This is a genomic window from Armatimonadota bacterium, assembly GCA_023511795.1.
In the GTDB taxonomy this organism is placed as follows: domain Bacteria; phylum Armatimonadota; class UBA5829; order DTJY01; family DTJY01; genus JAIMAU01.
The window spans coordinates 19,623-38,013 of the sequence record JAIMAU010000018.1 but is presented as its reverse complement, the minus strand read 5'-3'; the positions used below and the strand labels follow the sequence as shown (position 1 = coordinate 38,013).

At 48.8% G+C, this 18,391-nt stretch carries 11 protein-coding genes and 2 rRNA genes; 7 read left to right on the top strand and 6 right to left on the bottom strand.

Annotation, left to right across the window (positions count from 1 at the left end; all coding sequences use genetic code 11):
• The 5 genes from K6T99_11395 to K6T99_11375 all read right to left on the bottom strand — a co-directional run.
• Positions 1-185 (bottom strand): hypothetical protein (locus K6T99_11395; protein MCL6520424.1); only part of this gene is annotated, 185 nt, incomplete at its 3' end.
• Positions 186-225: 40 nt separating this feature from the next.
• Positions 226-1,218 (bottom strand): ABC transporter permease, encoded by a 993-nt coding sequence (locus tag K6T99_11390; GenBank protein ID MCL6520423.1) that lies wholly within the window; start codon positions 1,216-1,218, stop codon positions 226-228.
• A 119-nt stretch (positions 1,219-1,337) separates the two neighbouring features.
• Entirely contained in the window at positions 1,338-2,834 is a 1,497-nt protein-coding gene (locus tag K6T99_11385) for a sugar ABC transporter ATP-binding protein (GenBank protein MCL6520422.1), read from the bottom strand.
• 35 nt (positions 2,835-2,869) lie between these two features.
• Positions 2,870-3,793, bottom strand: a complete 924-nt coding sequence (locus tag K6T99_11380; protein MCL6520421.1) for a substrate-binding domain-containing protein — start codon at positions 3,791-3,793, stop codon at positions 2,870-2,872.
• A gap of 47 nt (positions 3,794-3,840) precedes the next feature.
• Positions 3,841-6,474, bottom strand: a complete 2,634-nt coding sequence (locus K6T99_11375; protein ID MCL6520420.1) for a tetratricopeptide repeat protein — start codon at positions 6,472-6,474, stop codon at positions 3,841-3,843.
• Between the two features lie 481 nt (positions 6,475-6,955).
• On the opposite strand from K6T99_11375, the gene K6T99_11370 reads away from it, so the two are divergent.
• From K6T99_11370 to K6T99_11340, 7 genes are all read left to right on the top strand, one after another.
• A 16S ribosomal RNA gene (locus K6T99_11370) occupies positions 6,956-8,828 on the top strand.
• 71 nt (positions 8,829-8,899) lie between these two features.
• Positions 8,900-12,005, top strand: a 23S ribosomal RNA gene (locus K6T99_11365).
• Together the 16S and 23S rRNA genes form the textbook arrangement of a ribosomal RNA operon.
• Before the next feature lie 211 nt (positions 12,006-12,216).
• Positions 12,217-12,972 (top strand): hypothetical protein, encoded by a 756-nt coding sequence (locus K6T99_11360; GenBank protein ID MCL6520419.1) that lies wholly within the window; start codon positions 12,217-12,219, stop codon positions 12,970-12,972.
• Positions 12,973-13,523: 551 nt separating this feature from the next.
• Positions 13,524-14,756, top strand: a complete 1,233-nt coding sequence (locus tag K6T99_11355; protein MCL6520418.1) for a hypothetical protein — start codon at positions 13,524-13,526, stop codon at positions 14,754-14,756.
• A 14-nt stretch (positions 14,757-14,770) separates the two neighbouring features.
• Positions 14,771-15,673, top strand: a complete 903-nt coding sequence (locus K6T99_11350; GenBank protein ID MCL6520417.1) for a metal ABC transporter substrate-binding protein — start codon at positions 14,771-14,773, stop codon at positions 15,671-15,673.
• Positions 15,674-15,681: 8 nt separating this feature from the next.
• Positions 15,682-16,416 (top strand): metal ABC transporter ATP-binding protein, encoded by a 735-nt coding sequence (locus tag K6T99_11345; protein MCL6520416.1) that lies wholly within the window; start codon positions 15,682-15,684, stop codon positions 16,414-16,416.
• A 49-nt stretch (positions 16,417-16,465) separates the two neighbouring features.
• Positions 16,466-17,290: a metal ABC transporter permease gene (locus tag K6T99_11340; GenBank protein MCL6520415.1), complete on the top strand. Its 825-nt coding sequence runs from the start codon at positions 16,466-16,468 to the stop codon at positions 17,288-17,290.
• Between the two features lie 215 nt (positions 17,291-17,505).
• Here K6T99_11340 and K6T99_11335 read toward each other — a convergent pair whose 3' ends face one another.
• Positions 17,506-18,294: an amidohydrolase family protein gene (locus tag K6T99_11335; protein ID MCL6520414.1), complete on the bottom strand. Its 789-nt coding sequence runs from the start codon at positions 18,292-18,294 to the stop codon at positions 17,506-17,508.
• Positions 18,295-18,391 lie beyond the last annotated feature (97 nt).

Sequence of the window (18,391 nt, the reverse complement as noted above, 5' to 3'; positions counted from 1 at the left end):
GTTAGAAGCGTATTCTCGGTAACATAGACGTCGTCGTCCCAGATATATCCTCCTTGCATTGCCGGGATGTAGGCAACTAAGATGAGGGTGACAATCGTAGCGGCACCAGCAGCCACAAGAATCGCTTTCCTTTGGCGTTTTGAAAATGCACTCTTTGAGGTGATTTTCGTTAGGAAGCTTGGCATATGTGCTCCATGCCTAATCTATCATGCGTTTTAGGAACGGTCAAGGTCTGCGTGTTAATTGGTCAAGGATTACTGCGCCGAGGATAACAAAACCTTTGGCGACCATTTGGTAAAATGCTGAGACTCCTAGAAGTATCAAACCGTTGTCAAGAACGCCGATTACTAGTGCTCCGATTAGTGTGCCTAACACTGTTCCACGCCCGCCCATAAGACTTGTGCCCCCAAGCACTGCTGCAGCAATTGCGTTTAACTCGAACATCGTCCCTGACTTTGGGTCGCCAGATGCAAGGCGCGTTGCAAGGAGCATTCCGCCGAGACCAGCAAGCATTCCACACAATACATATATTTTCAACTTGGATTGTGCAACATTGATTCCCGAAAGCCTTGCCGCCTCTTCATTTCCACCTATGGCATACACGTGGCGGCCAAATTTCATACGGGCTAGCATAAGGTGTCCTAATGCAACTACAAGGAGAGCAATGAATACCAGTGTTGGTATTCCTGTGTGTGGAATGGTTGATGCACCGAATTCTCTAACAGATCTGGGCAAAGGGCTCACTGGGCGACCGTCAGTATAAACATATGCGAGTCCTCGGGCAATTGTCATCATTCCCAGAGTCGCTACAAAAGGAGCTACTCGAAAGATGGTTATTACAAGTCCATTGAAAGCCCCGGCGATTGCACCGACTAGTAGGGCGATGACCGCTGAAAGTATGATTGCATATTCAGTGGAGAGCGGATGAATAACGGTGCTTTGGCCAATTACCAGGCCATCGCACAGAACTTTCATAGAAATTACGCCGGCAAGTGCAAGAACCGAACCAACGGACAAATCAATTCCGCCAGAGATGATTACAAAGGTTAAGCCAACTGCTAATATCGTGTTGATGGCTATCTGCCGAGAAACATTCTCAATGTTTCGGGCGCTGAGAAAAATGCCATCAGTGGCGTAAGCAAAGTAGATGCTAAGGAGAATGAGGAAAATAACAATACCATATTGGGATGTGCTTCTAAAGTAAGAGGCTAGCTTCATAATCAAAACCTTAGGCGAAATATGGAGTAATAATAAACGGACAATACAAGAAATTTTAAGATATTTAAGCGCACGTCAAACGCTTAGGTTGAGTTTCAGCCGTGAACCCTGGGTTGCCCTTACTGCCCTCCGGTGGCAAGGTGCATTATTTTTTCCTGAGTTGCTTCTTCTCTAGAAAGTTCGCCGGCAATTCGCCCCTCATGCATTACAATAATCCTGTCGCTCATGCCTAAAATCTCTGGTAGCTCGGAGGAAATCATAATGATAGCTGCGCCGTTTGCCGCCAATTGGTTCATCAATTGGTAGATCTCAACTTTTGAACCTACATCGATGCCCCGAGTTGGCTCGTCAAATATTAATACTTTCGATTGGGTGAAAAGCCACTTTGCAAGCACAACTTTTTGCTGAGTGCCGCCGCTTAAGTTCTGGACTTGTTGTTCTATGCTTGGAGTTTTTATCATTAGATCTTCGACGAACTTCAGGGCTGCCTTTTTCTCCTCACGGCGGTTAACAAATCCAAACCGTGTAAGTGAATCGAGGTTGGCAAGGCTAATGTTTTCTCGGACGACCATACCCAATATTAGGCCGAGTTCCTTTCGGTCCTCAGTGACAAGGCCAATGCCCAGCTGAATTGCATCCCTTGGCGAGCGAATATCTACTCTGGTTCCATTTAGCCATATCTCACCTGAATCTATGGGGTCTGCGCCGAATATTGCACGCGCAAGTTCTGTGCGGCCTGCGCCAACAAGTCCTGCAATGCCAAGCACTTCGCCTTTGTGAACTGTAAAGCTGATGTCATGCAGAATCCCTTTTCGAGATAGGCCTTTTATTGTTAGTGCTGGGGGACCAAACTCGACGCTCTCTTTAGGAATCTTCTCTTTGAGTTCGCGCCCAACCATCATCCGAATGATTTCATCGCGGTCAATCTCAGAGACTGGCTTTGTTCCAACGAGCCTGCCATCTCGGAGAACAGTTACCCTGTCTGCTATTTGGAAAATTTCCTCCAACCTATGGGAGATGTATATGATGCTAACGCCTTTGCTCTTGAGTGAGCGAATCAGCTCGAAGAGGTTTTGGAGCTCGTGTTCTGTAAGTGTTGCCGAAGGTTCGTCCATTGCGATGATGGAGGCATTTCGTGATGTCGCCTTTGCCACTTCGACCATCTGCTGCTGGGCGACCGAAAGGCGGTTAACGGGTGTTCGGACGTCAAGCTTCACGCCAAGAGAATCAATTACCCTTTGAGCTTCTGCATACATAGTCTTGAAATCTATAAAACCAGGTAGTATCCCCTTTGGCTCGCGGCCAAGGAAAATGTTCTCAGCAGCGTTAAGGTATGGGACGAGGTTAAACTCTTGGTAAATGATGCTTATGCCGAGGTCCATCGCCTTTTGTGGCGAGGTAATATGAACTACCTCGCCATTTATGCGTATTTCGCCGGAGTCCATTGGTTGAGCGCCAGCTAGAATCTTCATGAGTGTGGATTTCCCAGCGCCGTTCTCACCGACAAGTGCGTGGACTTCGCCTTTCGCAACTTCAAAATCTACATTATCGAGCGCCTTCACGCCAGGATAAGTTTTTGTTATGCCCCTCATTTCGAGGGCAAGCTTTTCACCCATGTTTTCTACCCAATTTTAACTTCTGTCCAGAAAGTTTACTTTTCTGCTTGTAGCGATGTCTTGTCTATCAAACCAACTTCGATGGGTACAACCTTTGGAACTTTTTCGCCTCTTAAGTACTTGGCAACCATTTTTATCGTCATTTCGCCTATTTTTCGCGGATGCTGGACTGCATCAGCTTTGAGGGGGCTGTCTCTTAATATTTCATCCCTTGCTTCTGGGTCGCCGTCATAGCCAACGATAACTATATCATTCCGCTTTGCTTGCCGTATTGCTGCCAATGCGCCTAAAGCAGTACTGTCGTTTATTGCGAACACTCCATCTAGGTCAGGATGCCTTTGTAGCATGTTCTCCATCACATTCATCGAAGTTGTACGTTCGCCATCCCCCGGCGGACGGTCGATTATCTTAATACTAGGGTACTTCGAAATGGCTTCGACGAAGCCCTTGGTTCGGTCGCGGACGCTCATGACTTTTGGATGGTCGATGATAATAATCTTTCCTTTTCCTTTTAAGAGCTTTGCCATGTACTCGCCAGCCAAACGGCCGCCAGCTACATTATCAGAAGCGATGTGACATACAACGTCGCCTTCGTTTGCTTTGATGTCTGCAGTGAAAACAGGAATTTTAGCTTCGTTCGCTCGTTGAATTGCCCCACCAATTGTATCGGAATCAACAGGGCAAACAACAATTGCATCTACTTGTTGGGTTATGAAATCTTCAATTTGTGCCTGCTGGTCATCCATTTTAAATTCGGCGGATTGTATGTTAAGCTCGATGCCTTCTTTCTCAGCAGTTTCCCGCATTGCGGCTTCAAGTTCCTGGTAAAATGGATGGCTTTTGGTGAGGAGTGTAACACCAACGCGAAATTGCTTTTTGCTTTCCTCCTTCTTACTGCATGACGCAATTGTAAGCGTTAGGACTGTGCTCAGCATAATTGCCGCAAACTTTGTTCTCAACTGAACCCTCCTTAGGTTAAAAGGTATTGGGTTGTGTTCACCTCGTTTCATTTTGTTTGCTCAACGGGAGTAGGCGCAGGCTCTGCTGGCGGCTTGGCGTCTTCAGTCGGTTTGGTTTCACTTGGTGGTGGCGGATTCTGTGCCGGCGTTGGCGTTTGGTCCCCAGGAGCAGGCGGAGAGACTTCGGGTGGCGTTCCAAGCAAGTCGTCCATTGCTTCTTTTAGGAATGGGTTGTCAGGCTGTTCCTCCAGCAGCTTTTTGTATATCTCTATTGCCTTTTCTTTCTCGCCTTTCTGAGCGTAAATTTGTGCTAGCCTATAGCGCGGATATATATCAGCAGGGCGGTCCTTCGCAAGTAGCTCATATTCGGCAATCGCCTCGTTTATCATGTTTTGTCGTTCGTAGTATTGGGCAAGCGAGCTGCGAGCCATGATATCGTTTGGATCTTTTTCAATCATTTCCTTGTACATGCGAATGACGTCATCCTTGAGCTGAAGCTTGTCAAAAACAGCTATCAAGCTTTCCCTTGCAGCTCTACTATTCGGGTGCTTTTTGAGGTAATCCTCGAAAAATAAGATTGCTTCGGAGAGCGAACGAGTCCTTTCATGCGAATCAACAAGAGCCATCATAGCCGAGCGGTTATTGGAATCCTTATTTATAAGATTGATAACGAATTCTCGGCCAGCTTTGGCGTTGTCGTTTTTTTCGTACACGCGCAACATCGTATCAAGTGCTTGAGCGTAAGTGGGGTCAATAGCAATCGCTTCTTTGAATTTTACAATTGCCTCGTTGTCTTTTTTCTGGTCAACCATTATCCGGCCAATTGCCCAAATAGTGTCGACATCTTTTGGGTTTTTCTTGAGTAGAATCTCATATTCTTTAATTGCTTCGTCGTATTGTCCATTTCTATTTAACGCTTCGGCTAATGTGCGCCGTGCTGTTGGGTCATCGGGGGCCCGGCTGGCGAGTTTTCTGTATTCAACAATTGCTTCTTCTTTCTTGCCAAGCTGTTCTAACAGCCTGCCGATATTTTTTAGTAAGAAGACATTGTTTGGAGTTATCTTTTCGATTTCTCTATATTTTGCAATGGCGTCTTCGATTTTACCCTGTCGTTCGAGAATTTCGGCTATCCTAGCAAAAGGCATTGGGTTTGTGGGGTCTGCCTTTGCAAGAGCTTCGTATTCCTTGATAGCTTCTTCCAGCTTGCCTTTACCTTCATAGATCGATGCCGCTGAAAGGTATGCGGGCTGAGCTTTTGGGGAAATCTGCTTTACTTTCTCATAGTATTTTAGTGCCTCGTCATAGTTTTGCATCGACTCGTAAACTTGCGCTGTGGTTGTCAAAGCTTCCACATTATTAGGTGCAATTTCGAGCATCTTTTTTGCTTCGTCTAGGGCTTCTTTGAACTTTTGTTGCATCCGCAGTAGCCTAACTATGTTTACATATGCCTGAAGTTGTTTTGGGTCATTTTTCAAATGCTCACGGTATACTTCTATTGCGTTGTTATAATTATGTTTGCGCTCATAGATGGCAGCTATTAGACTAGTTGTTTCTATATTCTTGGGATCAACAGAAAGTAGTTTGCGGTATTGAGTGATTGCATCGTCATACTTTCCTTGCTGCTCGTAAATATACGCCAAACCTTGGTAGTTGCTTTTTTCTTTTGGATTAATTTTTATAGCTTTCTCAAACCATTTTTTCGCTTCATCGAATTTCCCAATCTGGGAATAACATACGCCTGTGTTAGAAGCAGCCAAGTCGTCCTTTGGGTCGAGCTCAGAGGCTTTGGCAAACCGTTTTGCGGCTTCTCCATAGTTTTTAAGTCCAAAATACGCGCGGCCTGCTTCGAAATAAACTTTTGCGTTTTTTGCATCTAGGCGTGAGAGTTTATCCAAAGCATCGGCTGCTTCCTTGTATTGTCCTGCTTGAATGCCTACTGAGCCCATGAATGCAAGGTAGTTCTTGTTTTGTGGGTCTAAGGCGACGGCTTTCTTGATGCTTTGGAAGGAGGATTTCCAATCATTCATTTTCGCCTGACATGAGGCAAGTGCGTACCATGAGTATGCATCTTTGGGGTTGATATCTGTAACACGTTTGAAAGCAGCAGCCGCCTCTTTTAACTTGCCTTGGCTTGCTAAAACCGAACCAAGGTTAAACTGAGCTTGCACGTCCTTGGGGTTCAGCTTTACTGCCTCTTTAAACTCAGCTTCTGCAAGCTTAAACTCTTTTTCCATTGCATATGCCGTCCCAAGCTCCATATGGGCATCGGCTAGTTTGGGATCAAGAGATATTGCCCTTTTCAAGCTGGCTTTGCCTTCATTGCGTCTTCCAGCGCGGAGACGAACTTGTCCAAGCATTAGATGAAGCTTAGCGTCGTTCGGCTTCCTACCTAGACCGGCTTTTAGGTAAGCCTCGGCGGAATTTAGATCTCCGGTCATGAAGCTTATCTGCGCTAGGTTTGCATAGGCAGGGATGAAATTAGGGTCGAGCTTGATTACTTTCTTTAGCTCGACGGCAGCTTCTTTGAGTTTTCCTGCTTTAGCAAGCTGTGTAGCCTTGTCGTAAGCTGCCTTTGCGGGGCTTGTTGGTGACGCCTTCGAATATTGTGCTACGGCAATGCATGGAAGAATCACCAAAAGCAGAATCCATGGGATTAGGAAACGAAACGGATTAGTGGGCATATGAGTCCTCTTTTGCAACTATTTGAGATGCTGGTAGTTTTAAACCGACCGGTAGTGTGAGAATTTTAGGACATTGCATGCCAAAAGTCAAGGCGCAAGCATTGGTTCAAAATAGAAACAGCCACCCCCCACAGGTGGCTGTTTCTGGCTTTTTGGGGTAAAGAAAGCTCTCCGACCAGCGTATAGGCTTTCTTGCCCAAAAACTGATAGTCATATTTATCTTGAAGCCGCACCTACTTATCTGGATTGGCTCGGCTGTCTCTTTTGGAGTTTTATTGCTTGTGTATCTTTGCCAAATCGCCTTCATCCAAAATAAATGCAAGAAGTATGCCAAAGCGAGTTTGAAAGTTTGTAAATGTTGGGGTTGGGCTGATAGTTGCGTTTATCATGTGGCGAGAACGGGCACACAATATTTAGAAGAAATGCACCTTGACAATTTGGTTCGGCGAAGCCGGCTTGGAATGCATAAAATTAGCAAAGGTCCTGGGAGGATCTGATCCCAGTCCAGGGCGAACGCTGGCGGCGTGCCTAACACATGCAAGTCGTACGGAGGAGCGGGAAGACTAAAATTAAGGGTGGTTGTGTTTTGCAACCCTAACTCCCACACTCCCGCTCCTCAGTGGCGAACGGTTGCGTAACGCGTGGGCAACCTGCCCTGGAGACCGGGATAGCCCGTCGAAAGGCGGGGTAATCCCGGATGTGGCCGGTCTGACGCATGTTAGACCGGTTAAAGGGAGATTAAGCTCTCCGCTCCAGGATGGGCCCGCGTCCTATCAGGTAGTCGGTGGGGTAAAGGCCCACCGAGCCGATGACGGGTAGCTGGTCTGGGAGGACGGCCAGCCAGACGGGGACTGAGACACGGCCCCGACCCCGAATCCCGGAGGGTAAAATATCTGCTAATTTGGCCCAAACTCGCCGGGAGTAGGGGGCAGCAGTGGGGAATCTTGCGCAATGGGGGAAACCCTGACGCAGCGACGCCGCGTGAGGGAGGAAGGCCGCTTAATTTTGAAATTCAATTTCTGCGGTTGTAAACCTCTGTCGGGCAGGCACGTAGCCTGCCAGAGGAAGCACCGACCAACTACGTGCCAGCAGTCGCGGTTCAGACGTAGGGTGCGAGCGTTGGCCAGTATCACTGGGCGTAAAGGGCGCCTAGGCGGCCAGGCAAGTCGGGCGTGAAATCCCCCAGCCCAACTGGGGAAGTGCGCTCGATACTGCTTGGCTTGAGGGCAGTAGAGGAGAGTGGAATTCCCGGTGTAGCGGTGAAATGCGTTGATATCGGGAGGAACACCAATGGCGAAGGCAGCTCTCTAGGCTGTTCCTGACGTTGAAGGCGCGAAAGCCAGGGGAGCGAACCGGTCTGGCCCCCGGGTAGTCCTGGCCCTAAACGATGGACACTTGTCCTGGGGGAGCTAGTTGGCAATTTAGTTCACTGGCTCAGAACTATCTGAGTGATGAGCTAGTAAACTAAATAGCTACGAACTCTCCCGGGGCGGAGCTTACGCGTTAAGTGTCCCGCCTGTGGAGTACGGCCGCAAGGCTGAAAATCATGGGAATTGGGGACGCCTGCACAAGCGGCTGAGCATGTGGCTTAATTGGACCCTGACCCAAGAACCTTACCAGGGCTGTCCGCATGCCTGAGGTTTCGGCCCAGCCGTTGGAAACAGCGGCCGGTCGCCGACCTCCAGCCGTAGCAATGAATATTGTCTCGGTTTGCAAGCGGCATGCGGACAAGGTGCTGAGTGGCTGTTGTCAGTCCGCGTCGTGAGATGTCCGGTTCACTCCGGGAGCGGACGAAACCCCACACCCCCTGTTGCTCCATTACTCGGGCAGAAAGCAATTTAAGGTTGTGAAAATCCAGTTTTCTCGACCTCAAAATCGCAACTGCCCGGGGAGTTGAGCACTCTGGGGGAACCGCCGCCCTGCCCTTGGGGTGGGGTTGGAGGAAGGAGGGGACGACAGCGAGTCCGTGCGGCCCGCAAGCCCTGGGCCGCACACATGCTACAGTGGCCCGTACAATCGGCGACCCCGCGAGGGGGAGGCAATCCGAAAAGCGGGCCGTGGTTCGGATTGCAGTCTGCAACTCGACTGCATGAAGGTGGCCCATTGTGGGCGTCGCTAGTAACTGCCGGTCAGCGATACGGCGGTGAATACGTTCCCAGGCGTCCTTCATACCGCTAACCGCGTTCCGGCCGCGCGGGCCCGACCGAAGCCCCGTGGAAATGCGCTAGAAGGAAAGGCGGGGAAACTCTTCTCTTTCATCTTTTGCATACTGACGGGGTTAGGCGGGCCCAACCGGCTGGACGTTGGAGTAGCAAGGCAACCGTACCGGAAGGTGCGGTTGGACTTTCTTAAAAGAAAAATAAGCCGGCTTTCCGGACCAAGGCAATTGCTTGCACCTTGACAATTGATTTTTGAACGAGTGCCTGCAGAATGCAGACAAGGGCATACGGTGGATTCCTTGGTGGCCAGAGCCGATGAAGGACGTGGCAGACTGCGAAAAGCCTCGGGGAGCCGTCTGCAGGCTGTGATCCGGGGATTTCCGAATGGGGAAACCTGGCGCGGGTAATGCCGCGTCATCCCGGGCAAACCGGGAGGGGAACCGGGCGAACTGAAACATCTCAGTAACCCGAGGAAAAGAAAGCAAACGCGATTCCCTGAGTAGTGGCGAGCGAAACGGGAACAGCCTAAACCAAGCTATATCAAATGGAGGAATAATTTGCAGTTTGGAAAACCTTCCAACCTGCAAACCAAAATTCCTAAATTTGAAATAGCTTGGGGTCGTGGGGCGGCGCAAGGAAGAGGGAAGCAAAAATTTCATTGTTTTCCTCCACCTTCATCTTTTAAAGGAGTTACAAATCCGGCTCTTAGCAGAAGAGACTTGGAACGGTCCGCCATAGAGGGTGATAGCCCCGTACGCGAAAAGAGTCGGACTCCTGCGCGCCGCCCCAAGTAACGCGGGACACGAGGAACCCTGCGTGAATCTGGGAGGACCACCTCCTAAGGCTAAATACTCCTGGCGACCGATAGTGAACCAGTACCGTGAGGGAAAGGTGAAAAGAACCCCGGAAGGGGAGTGAAATAGAACCTGAAACCGTATGCCCACAGCCGGTGGGAGCGGAAAAGTTGTCTGGTCACACCTAATGTTCGATAACTTTTCCGTGACCGCGTGCATTTTGGATAATGAGCCGGCGAGTTGCTGTCGGTGGCGAGGTTAATCCCGTTAATCACGGGAGGAGCCGTAGCGAAAGCGAGTCTGAATAGGGCGTATAGTCGCCGGCAGCAGACCCGAGGCCGGGCGATCTACCCATGGACAGGGCGAGGCCCCCTTTTGGGGGCTCAGGCCCGAACCCGTTGGTGCTGCAATACCATGGGATGAGCTGTGGGTAGGGGTGAAATGCCAATCGAGCCCGGATCTAGCTGGTTCTCCGCGAAATGCATTTAGGTGCAGCCTCGGATGGTCGACTACGCAGGTAGAGCACTGGATGGGGTAAGTTCGACGCCTCGAACCCAACCCAACCAAACTCCGAATGGCGTAGCCAAAAGTCCGGGAGTGGGGTTGCGGGATTTGCGACTCCGCAACCGAGAGGGGAACAACCCAGATCGCCAGCTAAGGTCCCCAAGTGCGAGCTAAGTGTTTGCAAAGGTGTGGGGAGGCATTGACGACCGGGATGTAGGCTTAGAAGCAGCCATCATCTAAGGAGTGCGTAATAGCTCACCGGTGGAGCCAACCTGCGCCGAAAATTAACGGGGCTAAGCTCGCCACCGAAGCTGTGGGGTTGGCTTCAGCTAAGTAAATCTTGTATTGCAAAAGCTGATAGCTAACCGGTAGCGGAGTGTTCCCTGTGGGTTGAAGTTCGAGCGTAAGCTCGGGTGGACTGCAGGGAAGTGAGAATGCCGGCACGAGTAGCGCTAAGAAGGGTGAGAATCCCTTCCGCCGAAAGCCTAAGGTTTCCGAAGCAACGTTCGTCAGCTTCGGGTTAGCCGACCCTAAACCGAGGCCGAAAGGCGTAGGCGATGGATGGTCCGGTTAATATTCCGGCGCCACCGGGGAAAACCTTGAGTAAGTATTTTTCTCAACTTGTTTTGTTGTCGGAGGGACGCGGGTAGGCCAACTCGGGGCACGCTTGGAAGTGCACCCGGGAAGGCCGAACCGCCAAGAAAAGCTCCGACAGCCTTGCCCGGTGACCGTACCGCAAACCGACACTGGTAGGTGAGGAGAGAATCCTCAGGCGTTCGGGAGAACTCTCGTCAAGGAATTCGGCAAACTGGCCCCGTAACTTCGGGAGAAGGGGTGCCCGGTTTGCCCTCACCCTTTCCTGCGATGGTCGTTCTTTAGGGGAATGACCGTTGGATGATTGGGTGAGGGCATTCACGGGCCGCAGTGACCAGGTCTGGGCGACTGTTTACTAAAAACACAGGTGCCTGCCAAGGAGTAATCCGATGTATAGGTGCCGATGCCTGCCCAGTACCGGAGTACTAAGGAATCCTGTCCCGAAAGGGGCGGGAGACCGAACAACCGGCAAACGGCGGTCCGCGCCACATTAAATGGTGCGGACCCGAAGGTAGCGAAACTCCTCAGCGGATAATTTCCGCCATGCCGAACGGCGCAACGACCCAGACGCTGTCTCGACGAGGGACCCGGTGAAACTGAAGTGTCTGTTAGTATGCAGGCAACCCGCGGCGGGACGGGGAGCCCCCGGGAGCTTTACTGCAGCCTACTATTGGGTGTGCGCATCTATGAAAAGTAGGAGGAAAAGTTGATGTGGCCAATTCATTAAAATTGGTCATATTAACTTTTCGTTAAGGTGTGATACTGCCTTCAAGGTGCGCACACCCTAACCTCGCACCGGGCCTGAAGCCCGAGGGACAGTGGTAGGTGGGCAGTTTCGCTTGGTCGGCACCCTCCTAAAAGGTAACGGAGGGATCCAAAGGTCTCCTCAGCACGCTTGGAAACCGTGCGTTGAGCGCAAGGGTATAGAGGGGGCCTGACTGTGCGAGCCGCAACTCAAGCAGGGACGAAAGTCGGGCCTAGTGACGTGGTACTACCGTGTGGAAGGGGTACCGCGGCAACGGATAATGAGTTCCCCGGGAAAACAGGGCCGATCTCCCCCGATAGGCCACATTGACGGGGAGGCTTGGTGCCTCGTTTCCGGCTCATCGCATCCTGGGGCTGAAGGAGGTCCCAAGGGTTGGGTTAACAGCCTATTAAAGCGGTTTGTGAGCTAGAATTAGATCATCGCAAGATAGTTCAAGTCCTATCCGCCGTGGGCGCTGGAGACTTGAGGGGAGCTGCCCCTAGTACGAAAGGAACGGGGCGGGCCAACCTCTGGCGTACCGGTTGTCTCGCCAGGGGCATCGCCGGGTAGCTAAAGTTGGCTTGCGATAAGCGCTGAAAGCATCTAAGCGCGAAGCGCACCCCAAGACGAGGTCTCCTCAATAGGCCCCGGGTAGACTACCCGGTGATAGGCCGGAGGTGTAAGGACGGCAACGTCCTCAGCTTACCGGTACTAATAGGCCGAATGCATTCGCAGGCACTCGTTCTGAAATCTTTTTCACAACCTGCCAATTGACACCCTTAATTTCCAATGCTAGACTGCCTATAGAATGGCACGAATTTTCTTCGTCAGTCTTGTTATTTTTATTTTTGCCTGTTCGCTATCTGCCCAAGAACAATGGCAGACTTTGAGGACTAGACACTTCCTCATTTATTACTCGCCAGGTGCAAGATCCAAAGGGATAAGAGTGGCAAAAATTGGAGAACAATGGCATTCGGTGCTGTCTGAAAAGCTTGATTTTGACCCAGGTGGCGTAATACCTGTGTATCTTTATCCAAATCGCCGTGCATTCGCAGAGGCAATTGGCGCAAAGCCAGATGAGAGCATTGTCGGGATGGCTCATACCCGGACTTTGAAGGTTCAAATTGATGCCTCCAATACTTTCACACGAATCGAGAGCATTGTTCCTCATGAATTGGCACATGTTTTTCTTTCTCGGCGGCTTAAAGCATTCACTTCTAGAATGCCTCTATGGATGCATGAAGGTCTCGCAAAATACTTAACAGGTGATTGGTCACCCGGCGATGCTGAACTTCTTAAAGAAATTGGTACCTCAGGTAGGATTATTCCTCTTAATAGGATCTCCTATGTATTTCCGCAGGATGAAAAACAGCGTGCAATTGCATACGTCGAAAGCTACTCAATAGTTGGTTATATGGCAAAGAAATACGGTCCGGAGTGCATTCCTGATTTACTTGCCGAGCTTTCGGCGGGTAATCCTTTTCCTACAGCTCTCGAATACAGCATTGGTGTCCGACCGGAAAAGCTGGAAGAAGAATGGCGGCAGTATCTTTGGAATGAGTATGGCTTTGACCGGTGGATTCGATTTGGGAGCGCAACCATCTCGTTCTTGATGGCGTTCTTTGCTATCCTTGCATTCCGTGCTCGGTGGCTAATGAAGCGCCGAAAAGTAGCCGAATTGGAGGAATTTAACAAGGAATAGAAGTAAGTTTGAGGATGGGAACCTATAGGTTTGTTTGTGCGTATTTCAGGAAGGCAACAGTTGTAGGCGAACCCACATCAAGAAGGAATGTCAGGGATGAAAACTTCTAAGTTGTGCATGTGGAAAGCTAAATCTATTAAAAGAATACTAACAGCTTTATTAGTATTGACATTTCTTTCGACTTGGTCGTGGGCACTGTTTTTCCACATCCAATTAGAATGCTGTTCTCCTAATGACCAATCATTCTGCGCAAAAGTAAATTCCGAACAATCGGTTATCTTGCCCCAAGACAAGACGGCTCATGGACATGACTCGAGTTCCTGCCCAGCATGCTTGTTTCTGATGGCGGCAGGTTCTTATTGCTTATTTGCGGTCGGTTCGGTTGAATTTCCTGAATCTGTCTCACAAGCTTCCCCTTACGGTTGGCAAGTACCGTTAGCGCTCAATATTTCCCCAACTAACCCCAGGGCTCCTCCTGCGTAGTCTTCCAATCTCAAGTCGTATAAGTTGACAAGCTAATTAGGAAGACTATTTTTAAGGAGGGACATTAATTGAATAGTTGCAAGCTCCTACTGTGCCTTTTATTTCAATTCGTAGCTTTCCTGCCAGCTTTGGCTGGTAATTCTGACGTTAGCCGGGAATATGAGCAACAAGTTCAGAGCCTTGAACAAAGAATCGAGGAGCTGGAGAATCAAATCAAGGATCTTGTAGAGGACAAATCTGAAGTTACCGAACTAGCTCCTGAGGAAATCAGTCCTCAGCCAATCCAACCTACCGGCAACGAAAAGCTTTTGCCTGATATAAGTATCATTGTTGATACCTTGGGAACTATTAGCACAACGAAATTAGAGCCCAATCGCGACCAAATCCAAATCCGCGGAATTGAGCTTGGGATTCAGGGCTATCTTTACCCCCAAATTAGAGGTGACGTGTTTATTACCGCTGAGGGAGAAGAACTCTCAATTGGTGTGGAAGAAGCTTATGCGTCGTTCCTGCAAATTGGAAATACCGACCTTTCCTTGAATGTCGGCAAAAAGTTCATTAATTTTGGAAAAAATAATCCTGCCCACCGTGAGGAATGGCCTTTCGTGACTCAGCCTTTTGCCATTAGAAATCTCCTAAATCCTGAGGAAGGACTCACGGGGCAGGGGGCGCAAGTAAACTACCTGCTTCCTCTTAAAGGTAATTTCTTTTGCCAGGCTGAGGTTGGCATTTGGAAGCCATCGGCGCATCATCATCATGAGCACGCTGAAGGTGTTGAGCATCATGAGTTAGGCATAAGAGTGCATGATCGGCTCTACACAGGCAGGCTATGGCTTTCAAAGCCAGTGCAGGATTTTGCTGAATTGGAAGTCGGCATGAGCATGGCAGGTGGGAAGGGTGAGGAATCCTTGGGCAATCCAAAGACCAGGCTTTATGGTGTAGACCTCACTTACCGTGCATGGCCAGCCGCGCACAAACAAATACTATTACAAGCTGAGGCAGTGCGCCAGAAGAGATGCCTGGCAGAAGGGGATGGGGCGCGCAATGGCTATTATTTACTCTACTCATATAGAACTAATAAATATAATGAGGTTGGCATTCGGTATGACTGGGCTTCACTTCCTGCTCCCGAAATAGGACACGATTCGGGTCTTTCCGCAATTTATACCATGCGGCTTACGGAGACTAGCTACATGCGTCTTCAAGTTACGAAAGGAAGCTCAAATAGTTCAGACGACTATTTATCTACATTTCTTCAATTTGTTTGGGGTCTTGGCCCACATTCACACGAGCTGCAATAGAGGAGGGATTCAATATGAAAATAAGAGTAATTTCTTTGCTCCTTTTGACAATCATACTTGCGGTACCTTCATATGCGAAGATAAAAGTTGTTACATCTGCATCAAACCTTGCGGATATCACTCGCAATATCGGCGGTGACTTGGTGAGTGTTACCAGCCTTGCCAGACCTACCGAAGACATTCATTTTGTAGAACCTAGACCCAGTTTCATTACTAAGTTGAAGGATGCCGATGTTGTCGTGGTCTACGGAATGGGTTTCGACCAGTGGATGCGGCCGTTGATAGACAGCGCACGCAATAAGAAAATTGTTCAGGGAGGTCCTGGTTATGTAGATGCCTCTCTCGGTATAAAGAAGCGTGAAGTGCCCGCTGGAAAAATAGATATGTCTATGGGGGAAATTCATCCGCTGGGGAATCCTCACTATCTTCTCGACCCAGAGAATGCAAAAATTGTGGCAAGGAATATTTTGGGAGGCCTTATTCGGGTATCGCCAAAAGATGAGAATAAATTCCGAAGTAACTATAACCGATTTCTTAGTGAACTTGACTCAGCGATAAATAAATGGGGAGGCATTCTTCGGCCATTTAAAGGCCAACCTGTTGTAACCTACCACAAAAGCTGGATTTATTTTACCGGACGTTTTGGCCTCGAAGATGCTGGTACAATTGAACCAAAACCAGGGATACCTCCTTCGCCTTCGCACGTCAGCAAGCTTATTCGCGCAATGAAACGGGAGAAAGTAAAGGTCATCATGATGGAGACATTCTATCCTCAGAAGTTTCCAAAGTTAATCGCAAAGGAGACTGGTGCTGAGATATGTGTGCTACCCTACGAAGTAGGGGCGGTCAAAGGCGCAGATTCCTATATCAAAATGATGGATTATATTGTGAACAAGATAGCCGATGCACTAAAGTAGAGGTTCTTATGAAAGAAATAATCCGATTCAAAGATGTTGACCTTGGTTATGATGGGATACCAATACTTACTGCTTTAGACTTCGCTATAAAGGAAGGCGATTTTGTGGGCATAATAGGTCCAAACGGAGTTGGAAAAACCACACTTCTAAAGGGAATGCTAGGGATGCTTTCTCCCATTAGAGGCCAGATTACTTACAGCAAGAACATCAAGTTCGGATACGTACCCCAGCGCCAGTCTCCAGATGATGCCTTTCCACTTTCTGTCCTGGATGTTGTGCTCATGGGAAGATGGCGTCTGATTGGGTTCGGACGTCGTGCAAAGCCCAGAGATTGGCAAGCAGCTCTGACTGCGTTAGAGCAGGCGGGAGTGGGCTCCCTAGCAGATTCCCTCTTTCGAGATCTTTCAGGTGGACAAAAGCAAAGAGTTCTCATTGCTAGAGCACTGGCTGGCGAACCAAATGTTCTGATTTTGGATGAGCCAACCACTGACTTGGACGTGGCTGGTCAGAGAAGCATAATGGATCTCCTAAAACGGCTGCATGACAAACGAAATTTGACAGTGGTCGTAGCAAGCCATCTGCTTCACCATGTAGTTAACTATGTGGAAACTATTGGTTTTGTTGAGGAAAGCACATTTAAGCTCGAACCTATCGAAACAGCTGTTACAGCTGAGAACTTAACCCGTCTTTATGGTATTGAGGTGCAGGTAGGTGAAATCAACGGACACAGGTTTGTGTTTTAGCATCTTCAGTTTTTAAGCGATGAGCTTGGTTCGACACAGGAGGAAACAGGTGGAAATTTTCACAGATAATATTCTTAGAATGCCGTTAATTGCTTTGGTATTGACAGGCCTTACGTGCGGCTACCTTGGAATATTTGTTATTCTGAAAAGAGTGGTGTTCCTAGGGGCCGCATTAGCAGAAGTAAGTTCTGCGGGAATTGCTGCAGCCTTGCTTTTAGGACTAAATCCTGTTATAGGCTCATTGGCTTTTGTGCTTGGGGGAGTAGGAATATTTAGCATAAGAGCGAGGCGTGGTGTTCCCCAGGAGGCTGGTGTTGGTATAGGTTATGCACTAGCTGGCGCACTTGGGGTTTTGCTTATTCATTTGGGTTCGGGCGAGGCGCACATGCTAGATATTTTGACTGGATGCGTTATTGGCGTTGACGTTGCGGATGTGTGGTTAATGCTTGGAGTATTCCTTGCCATTGGAGTAGTCCATTGGCTATGTTTTAAGGAGTTCATTTTCAGCTCGTTTGACCCAGAAACAGCCGCGTCCCAGGGTGTCAAGGTGAGATTAATTGATGCGATTATATTCTTAACTCTTGGCGTGGCTGTGGCAGTTAGCATAAGGTCCGTAGGCACGTTGGTAACTTTTGCTTTTCTGGTAGTCCCAGGGGCGGCCGCGCTTGCTTTGGCTAGGAGAATGAAAACAGCCATCTTAATAGCGCCAACCCACGCTCTTATTCCAGCTGTAATTGGATATTACTTGTCTTACAGGTTTGATTTGCCTACCGGTGCAACCGTAACCGCAGTTATGATTATCTTGTTGCTAATACCTGCTTTATTGGTGAAGTCAAAGCGATATTTGCCCCTTCTCGGAGCAAGTTCAAATTAATGTTTGAAGTCGTTTTGAGGAGAGCCTAACTTTTTAGAAAAAGGAGGGCAGAAGAAAAAGACTTAAAGTTAAAACGCAATTAATTACAATATGTCGCGATTGGAAGTGTCAGACTTGCTATTTCGCAAGCTGCCGAGTTCTATTTGTCTATTCGTCGGCGGTTTTCACGCCAGCTTTAAGTCGCTTAAGTGAACCTTTTGAGGTTGTTAGAGTATTTAAGAGAGCAACTGTACTGCATTCTTCCAAGCAATAAGCTCTTTTTCTTCATCGGTGATAGGGAGCGACAGAAGTCTATCTATTTGGGGCTTCGGGTGGCCGCAAGGAGAGTCACTGCCGAAGAGTATCTTTTCTGCGCCGTGCATGCGGATATATTTAACCATCTGGTCATCCGGCATATCCCTAGGGAAGCAGTATGACATATCGAAGTAGACATCGGTTCCAAGAAGGTGTTTCTCAACTTCATTCCACATTTTGTATCCGCCCATGTGAGCGCAAACCATCCTGAGGCTGGGAAACATCCGCCGAACATTACCAAGCGCTTTAGGGGTGGCAAGCACCTCCAAGCTATCCACAATTTCGCCACCTGCATGGAAATAGATTATAAAGTTCTCTTGAGCGGCCTGGTAGATTGGAATCATGCGCTTGTCATCCGGTCGAAACCCCTGCCAGTTTCCATGCAGTTTGATTCCTTTAATTCCAAGCTTACGCATCCGGCAGAGTTCGGTTTCGGGATTTGGGAAGTCAGGATGTATTGCGCCGAATGGGACCAGCCGTTCGCTTTTAACCTCCGCCAGCCAGTTATTGATTGATGGCACCTGTGACGACTTTGTTGCGACACATTGGATGAACGAGGCTTGTATTCCCATTTCATCCATCTGGCGGAGCAAGCCGGCTATTGTGCCATTGAAGGACGGTTGGAGTTTATAGGCTTCTGCGAGGTTCGCAACGGCCTTTTCAGCAAGAGAATCAGGGAAACAGTGAACGTGACAGTCTATAAACTTCATTTTATAATCCTTCTTTCGAAGCGGCAAGCCGTTGGCACGAGTACATCTTGATTCTAAGGATATTCGGAGTTCGCTTCACAATCCGATGGTTACATTC